Source organism: Flagellimonas pelagia, assembly GCF_003584135.1.
Lineage (GTDB): Bacteria > Bacteroidota > Bacteroidia > Flavobacteriales > Flavobacteriaceae > Flagellimonas > Flagellimonas pelagia.
In genome coordinates, this window is sequence record NZ_QXFI01000027.1 from 1 (window position 1) to 7,274 (window position 7,274).

Sequence of the window (7,274 nt, forward strand, 5' to 3'; positions counted from 1 at the left end):
AATGGGGGTCTTTTGATAGGTAACCGTATCCAAAAACCTCCTTTGTCAAAATCATATTGGCCTTGGAACTTTATGGCATGGACCAATTGAAAATCCTCGGTTCCATCACTAAAAAAGCTTTTGCTCCATTTTAAAATGATATCCAGATACTTTTCTACAAAAGATACATACCGCTCATTCTCCGTAAAATCGTCCGCTTGGTGACCTCCCCATTCACGGACCAAGGCACTCTTACCGGTTCCGCTCCAATCGTTCATAAAATATTCCTTTTTCAGGGCATCGGTTCCCATATCAAATGCAAATTCCTTCAATACTTTTTGGGCCAAGCTCGACTTTGCTTCTTCCTCAATGATCTTTCCTTTTGTCTGCTGCGTTAGGGCAGTCCTGTCCATCACCTTAAAATGCTCCTTCAAACTATGGATACGCACCAAGTGGGCAAACCCAGCATACCCGGTACCCGTCAGATTCCTTTTTTCACCGGCTTCCTTGGAAAGGTCCACTTTTTTGGGATTGTCCTGCATCATATAGGAATCTATGGCCCCAAATCGGGGAAGGCCCTTGAATTTCTGAACCACAATATCCTTAAAGGCTTGGTTAGGGGATTTATAAACCAGGTAATCATCCTCATTGTAAGCTATGGCGGTATTCTGTTGTGTAGCTTTTTGCTCTGTTTTTTGGGCCTCGGGTAGTGTTATGGCCTCAGTTTGCGTATTCGTTCCATTCGCCGAATCTTGTTTCCCATCCAAAATATCACCCACTTTCTTATCGGCCTTTTTAATTATTTTTTCCTCGGCCTGCTGCTTCAATTTTTTAAAAAACTGACCGTTCATGTTCTGAGGCAATGTCATCAGCAATACCCCTACAATCCATAAAACTTGTTTCGTACGATTACATTTCATTTGATCAATCTTTAAATTTAACGGTCTTCATATCCACCTCTCCCATTTTTTTGGTTAGGGGGGCATCCTTATAAAACTCCATTGTTGTACTTTCCAACTCAAACTCCCAATCCACATGGGTAGGATTTGTAATACGAGGTGTCACCTTCACCTTGAACACCACAAATACGGGTGATCTGGATTGGAGGTTAAATTCTTTGGCCGCTGTTGGGTCTACGGACAAAAAAACCTTTTTTGATGTGTTCTTCAAGGTTTTTTCATTCTCAGAGTAGGCCAAAAAATTGGAATTATGAAGTATAAAGTCCCCTCCTATGGAGAATATATTGCCAATCCAATAGCCTTTATCCTTAAAATCATATTTTTCAGCTACCGCTCCCCTAGCCACGAAGTAGGCGACTTGGCTTCCATTTTCATAGAATGTTTCACTCCAATCCCGAAGGGTCTCAAAATGATTCTTGATAAACTTGGAGTAACTGCGATTTTGGGCAAATTCATTGTTCCGTGTCCCTCCCCAGCTAGGTACAATGGTTCGTTCACCCACGGCATTGGTAAAATTACACGGGGCCTTTGCTTCGGGGTCACAAAAGTATTCTTGCATATTTTCATCCGAAAAAACATCCTTTGCGAGCATCAACAAATGATGTTGGGCCTTATTGGAGTTCTTTGCCTTAAGGTCATTGTCCGCATAATTGTATGAAGTGAGTTTTGACCGGTCCATATCCTTGAAAAGGTCTTCCATAAATTTAAGTTCCAAGAGTGCCCGATAGGCTTTGCTATGGGTCGGGGCCGTAACCCCCCTATGATAATAAACATCTCCATAGCGGGGAAGTCCCTTGTGAGATTGTATGACCACATCCATAAAATCCTTGTTGGGGGCCTTATAGGTGATAATATTATCGTCCTTAATTTCAGGCGATTTATTCTGGGTTTGATTTCCTATCGGTATGCTGTTTGGGGATGTTTTGTTTGTTGATGCAGGCCCAGTCTTTGGACTTGGTTTCTCTTTTTCTGGAGCCGATGTCTTTTCCCCTTCCCCATTCAATAACTCATCGGTTTTTTCACTGGCCTTATTTACGATTTTATCCTCCACATTCTTTTTCAGTTTTTTTAAAAACTGTCCTTGGACCGAGATTGGCGCCAACAGACCAAAAACCGCAACAAGCAATATGGATTTGGTTTTTATATCTTTCATTTTCATAGCTTAGATTTTATCTGGTTTTGGACACCATGGAATTGATGTCTATTTCCCCCACTTTTTGGGTAAGGCCATCATCCGAGTACAGTTCTATGACAGGGCTGTTCAAACTGAAGGTGGTCTTGAGCTGATCTGCACGATAATTTTCCACTCCATTCAGGTAGCCGGTCACATCCAACACCAAATAGAGGTATTGGTGCTTTTCAGAAAAGTGCTCTGCCTCTTCCGGAGACATTTTGAAGAGGATAGAAGTGCCATTGGGATGCATCAAATTTCTTTCGGTGGAGTTGGATGGTTGAAGTCCATACCAATGTAACAAAAAGCCAGTGTTGTAAAATTGATTGGTATTGAACCAATAACCCCCATCCTTAAAATCGTAGGTGCCCAAATTGGTTCGGGCCACATAGTATCCCTCCAAGGTATTGTCTGTATAAAGGGTCTTTGCCCACTTTTCTAACATGGGAAATTTTTCCTTCACAAAAGCGGTATACGCACGCAATTTCTGAAACTCCGAAGCCCCCCTGCCTCCCCATGGCCTTTGGTTCCTTGGTTCGTTGTAATACCCTTCTTGTGGAAACCCGGAAACACAATCCTCTTCTTTTGGGTTGCAGAAAAACCGAATCAACTGTTGTGTATTGCACAATGCATTTGCCAAGGCCAGTACATGCTGCTGGGCGGTGAGGGATTTCAACTCTTCCTCATACATATTTTGCTTTCGTTCGGTAAAAAGATCTTTGTCCATTACCGCAAACATGTCTTCCTTAAACCTCATCTTCAAAAGCTCCATAAAGGCGTGCTTACTGGCCATATGGTGGCTGGACCGTTTGTCCATTTCAAAATACCCTTCTTCCCTAGAGCTTATATAGGTGCCATCGGCCTTCACAAAATATTCATCCTGTACCCCAAAGCGGAGCTTCCCTTTGTGGGTCTGTAAGGATAGGGAAATAAAATCGGTACTGGGTGGATCAAAAACCTTTTCCATTGGTTGGCCCCACCCTACTCCTTGGCAAACAATTATTATAATTACAAAAAGCAAATTCTTCATAGATCAATTGGTTTTTAACGTGAGGTTGGCAAGGGAAAGCGTCATAAAATGTTCTGTAAGGGCTTCGTCCTCATAAATTTCCACATCGCTGTCCACATGGGAATAGTTGAACTCCACAGGGTCATAAGGAAAGGCCATCGGTTTGCCCGAACGTTTCAATTTTATCTTCTTCACCAAATACAACCGGTTGATGTCTTCCTTCAAGAACCGTTCGGCGGTCTGTTCGTCGATTTTGAGAAAAAATTGAAGATTGTTCTTTCCGTTGATTTTCTTCAAAAGTTCATGCTCATATGCCGCAACAGGCTCGAAGACCACTCTTTTGGCCCCACCTTGCTTTGGGGTAAAAACATCGTTCAGATTAAGATAATGTCCTACCCAATACCCTAATTTGTCAAAGTCATACCCCCTTCCAACATGAAGTGTGGATACATGGTATCCTACCATTTCATCATTTTTGAAAAACGATTGGCCCCACCTTTGAAGTGGCTCCAAACATACCTCAACAAAAGAGGTATAATTGCGAAGCCTCTCAAACTCGTTTTTTCCTTGATTGGTTTGGTTGCAGGCATTGTCCAAACAAAGATTCGGACCGACTTGGGTCCGTAAAAACTGCTGTAGAAATGCGGAATTCCGTTGTTCTTGTGATGTATTGGAACTGGCCACGGTCAAACGCCCGCGGTCCAGATCACTCATAAAGGGCTCCAAATATTTCAACCCCACCAAAATGGAAAAATTCAAGAGACCGTTTCTTTCCTTTTTGTTCTGTTCCATCACATGGGCCCCATCATTTCCCCGTGCGGGTCTCATCGCGGGCGTGGCACCCGTATTCTTAACCATATGACTGTTAAATGCCCCAAACCGAGGAAGGCCCATATGGGCCTGTAGTTTAACGGGAGCAAACTTCTCGGAAGGTGGATCGAACACAATCAGATTGTTGGCACTTGGGGCCTGTGCCTCTAATTCAAGCAACCCCAAGATAGCCAACAATACCCCCAAACTTATCTTATGTATCATTTTCTTCAATATGAACCGTTACTCCCACGTTATCACTCCATCCATAGTCAAAAGCTTGTCATCATCGGTATTGATTACCGTGGTACCTTCAAAAGTGACTTTTTTGGCTTCGAAATCAACTTCAAACCCATCTCCACAGGCCATAAAGAATCCTTGATAGGGGGAGGAACACGCATGTGGATATTCTTCCCCGTTCTTTACAATGGTCATGGAAATGGTCTTGTCGATATCGGGTGACCCCCCAGTGGAAAAATCCGCAGCCACGATCACAAAACCGCTCTGGTCATTACTATAGACCAGTTCGTTATCTACCACTGTAATATTATCGGAAAGTAATATGACAGATTTGTCCGTTCCTGTCAATGATGCATTTCCGACCTCAATGTTCCCTACGGTCAAAGAAGTCCCCAAAACCCCAGTCTCCTCCCCGGACAACTGGATGATTCCCTCAACCTTTCCGGATTTCCCATCCTCTGGTTCATCGCCATCGTCAGAATTACAATTTGTGAACATGGTAAGTGTAAAAATGGAAAGGAAAAACAACTGCATTTTTTTCATAGTATAAAATGGTTATGGTGCGTAGAAAACACCAAGCTATATATTCCCCATAGCCTATGCCACGACCACTTATTCACCGTTGTAAATATGAACATGAGCGTTGTCTTTTGTTGAATTACCGCAATACACAATGAACGGGGCAGCATATTGAGTCAAAACCTTTAAATTTGGTTTTGACCAATCACCCGCCATGCCAGATTCCTTTAAAAAGATCTTTTTAGTCCTATTGCTCTTTCCCCTTTGGGGAATTTCCCAACAAAGCGTATTGGATTCGTTACAACAGGAATTGGCCACCCATTCGGCAAAAGATTCTGTCCGCGTTTCTTTATTGATAAAAACTGCTGGGGAAATGACCTATTCCAATCCCAAGGAAGCTTTTCCTTTGGTAGATGAGGCCATTGCCATATCCTCCGAAACAGATTGGATCAAGGGGGAGAGTTACGCATTGAGACAGAAGGGAAACCTGCATTATGTTATGGGAGACGACCTAGCCGCACTGGATGTCTACCAAAAAGCGCAACATCTTGCCGAATCCATAGGGGACAGGTCACTTGAAGCGTCGTTGTTGAGCAATATCGGAAACATTTTTGCCGATTTAAAACAGTACGATAGGGCCTTGGAAAATTATGAAGCCTATTTGACCTCTGCACAAAAGTTGGGCAATGTCCCTGATGAAATAAAAGCACTGTCAAACATTGCAATCATCTACAACGACACTAAAAAATATGAAGAAGGAGTGGCCAATCTTGAAAAGGCCCTAAAATTGTCCAAACAGGAAGAAAATGACCTCTTTGTGGCCGCCATTACCAATAACTTGGCCCTAGCTTACAAAAAACTCGAAGATTACCCAAAGGCACTCTTGTATTATCAGGAGGCGGCGGATCTTGCCCACCAGATCGGGAACAAATACATTGAAGCTTCTGCCCTGAACAGCATAGGAATGGTCAATATCATATTGAAAAACTATGACTTGGCTGCCTTAAATGGGAGGAAAGCCCTTGACCTATCCCAAGAGATCGAAGCCGTGGAATGGCAAGCGGATTCCTGGAAAGTATTGAGTGAGGTATACGAACATGAAGGAGAAATGGCAGAAGCCCTCCATGCTTACAAAGAGCATGTACGTCTTCAGGACAGTGTGTTGAGCTAAGAAAAAAAATCTGAGCTGACCCGGAAGGAAATGCAGTTCAAAATGGAGAGGCAACAGGCCGAGGCCGAGGAGGAAATCAAACGGCAACATCTCGTCAAAAATGGTTATTTGGCTGGGGCCATCCTTCTGGCACTGATCTCAATTGCAAGTTATTTTCTATATAAACGCAGACGTGATGCCTTGGAAAAAAGAAAGGTGGTCGAATTCAATGCCAAGGTAGCCGAGACAGAACTCAAGGCCCTACGCTCACAAATGAATCCCCATTTTATTTTCAACTCCCTGAACTCCATTAGCGATTTTATTTCAAGGAATGATATAAAACAGGCCGATGAATACTTGGTGAAATTCTCCAAACTTACCCGTGCCATCCTTGAAAATTCTGAAAAGAAATGGATTACCCTTGAAGAAGACCTGGAGCTCATGGAGCTTTACATGCAACTGGAAGCCATTCGACTGGATAACCATCTGGAATACAGCATAACCGTAGACGAGGACATTGAACCAGACAATACCTTAGTTCCCCCGATGATCCTACAGCCCTTTATTGAAAATAGTATATGGCATGGTATTGCCCCCAAAGGGAACACTGGGAAAATTGATATCCAAATCAAGAAAAAGGGAGACATGCTCTTATGCGTGGTGGAGGATAATGGGATCGGTCGGGCCACCGCTTCTATGGATACCAAGGAGAAAAGTTCTTTGGGCGTAAAGATCACCACCAACCGTATCGAGATCATCAACCATATGAAAAACACGGAAGGTTCCATCGACATGATAGACAAGAAAGAAGGCCTGCGTGTGGAAATAAACCTACCTTTGGAACTTCAATTCTGACCTCGCCATGTTAAAAGCCATTATCGTTGATGACGAACAGCACTGCATTTCCCGATTGACGGGTCTTCTGCAGGAAGTTGGCCCGGATATCCAAATACTGGCGAGTTGTAATACCATTTCAGAGGGTAAAATACATATAGAAAAATACAATCCTGATGTGCTTTTTTTGGATGTCCAGCTCGGGAGTACTACCGGGTTTGATTTACTGTCCCAACTAAACCATCTTGATTTTGAACTGATCTTCACCACTTCTTTTGACACTTATGCCCTAAAGGCCATCAAATTTTCTGCCTTGGATTATTTGTTGAAGCCCATTGCCAAAGAAGACCTCCATGAAGCACTACAAAAAGTGAGGGAGAACAAGGACCTCAAAGAGACCACAAAAAAAATTGATGTGCTTTTCCATAATTTTAAGGAGGGGTCGGGAAATTCCAAACGAATTGCCATCCCTACAGTGGATGGGTTCGTCATGGTGGACACCAATGACATAGTCCGACTACAGTCAGATGCCAATTATACCCACATCCATACCTTATCGAACAAAAAAATCACGGCTTCCAAAACCTTAAAATATTTTGAGGG

General features: G+C 43.0%; 8 protein-coding genes. 3 read left to right on the top strand and 5 right to left on the bottom strand.

What is annotated here, in order from left to right; all coding sequences use genetic code 11:
* The 5 genes from D2V05_RS12545 to D2V05_RS12565 form a co-directional block, all read right to left on the bottom strand.
* Positions 1–899, bottom strand: an 899-nt coding sequence (locus D2V05_RS12545) for a hypothetical protein (RefSeq protein WP_147378275.1), incomplete at its 3' end; no start/stop codon positions are given.
* Positions 900–903: 4 nt separating this feature from the next.
* Entirely contained in the window at positions 904–2,091 is a 1,188-nt protein-coding gene (locus D2V05_RS12550) for a hypothetical protein (RefSeq protein ID WP_147378253.1), read from the bottom strand.
* A gap of 16 nt (positions 2,092–2,107) precedes the next feature.
* Positions 2,108–3,076, bottom strand: a complete 969-nt coding sequence (locus tag D2V05_RS12555) for a hypothetical protein (protein WP_119647212.1) — start codon at positions 3,074–3,076, stop codon at positions 2,108–2,110.
* A 66-nt stretch (positions 3,077–3,142) separates the two neighbouring features.
* On the bottom strand, positions 3,143–4,153 hold the full coding sequence (locus tag D2V05_RS12560; RefSeq protein ID WP_119647213.1) for a hypothetical protein: 1,011 nt from the start codon (positions 4,151–4,153) through the stop codon (positions 3,143–3,145).
* A gap of 18 nt (positions 4,154–4,171) precedes the next feature.
* Entirely contained in the window at positions 4,172–4,711 is a 540-nt protein-coding gene (locus tag D2V05_RS12565; RefSeq protein ID WP_119647214.1) for a hypothetical protein, read from the bottom strand.
* Between the two features lie 190 nt (positions 4,712–4,901).
* Here D2V05_RS12565 and D2V05_RS12570 point away from each other — a divergent pair, with 190 nt between their 5' ends.
* From D2V05_RS12570 to D2V05_RS12580, 3 genes are all read left to right on the top strand, one after another.
* Complete coding sequence (locus D2V05_RS12570) at positions 4,902–5,858, top strand: tetratricopeptide repeat protein (protein ID WP_119647215.1); 957 nt, start codon at positions 4,902–4,904, stop codon at positions 5,856–5,858.
* 30 nt (positions 5,859–5,888) lie between these two features.
* A complete protein-coding gene (locus D2V05_RS12575; protein ID WP_119648013.1) occupies positions 5,889–6,692 on the top strand; it encodes a sensor histidine kinase in 804 nt (267 codons plus the stop codon).
* A 7-nt stretch (positions 6,693–6,699) separates the two neighbouring features.
* Positions 6,700–7,274: LytR/AlgR family response regulator transcription factor (locus D2V05_RS12580; RefSeq protein ID WP_119648014.1), on the top strand; the 575-nt coding region annotated here is incomplete at its 3' end.

Bases quoted from the DNA above. Each gene is read 5' to 3' on its own strand.
- D2V05_RS12550 (WP_147378253.1), bottom strand. From the start codon at position 2,091: ATGAAAGATATAAAAACCAAATCCATATTGCTTGTTGCGGTTTTTGGT.
- D2V05_RS12555 (WP_119647212.1), bottom strand. From the start codon at position 3,076: ATGGAAAAGGTTTTTGATCCACCCAGTACCGATTTTATTTCCCTATCC.
- D2V05_RS12560 (WP_119647213.1), bottom strand. From the start codon at position 4,153: ATGATACATAAGATAAGTTTGGGGGTATTGTTGGCTATCTTGGGGTTG.
- D2V05_RS12565 (WP_119647214.1), bottom strand. From the start codon at position 4,711: ATGAAAAAAATGCAGTTGTTTTTCCTTTCCATTTTTACACTTACCATG.
- D2V05_RS12570 (WP_119647215.1), top strand. From the start codon at position 4,902: ATGCCAGATTCCTTTAAAAAGATCTTTTTAGTCCTATTGCTCTTTCCC.
- D2V05_RS12575 (WP_119648013.1), top strand. From the start codon at position 5,889: ATGCAGTTCAAAATGGAGAGGCAACAGGCCGAGGCCGAGGAGGAAATC.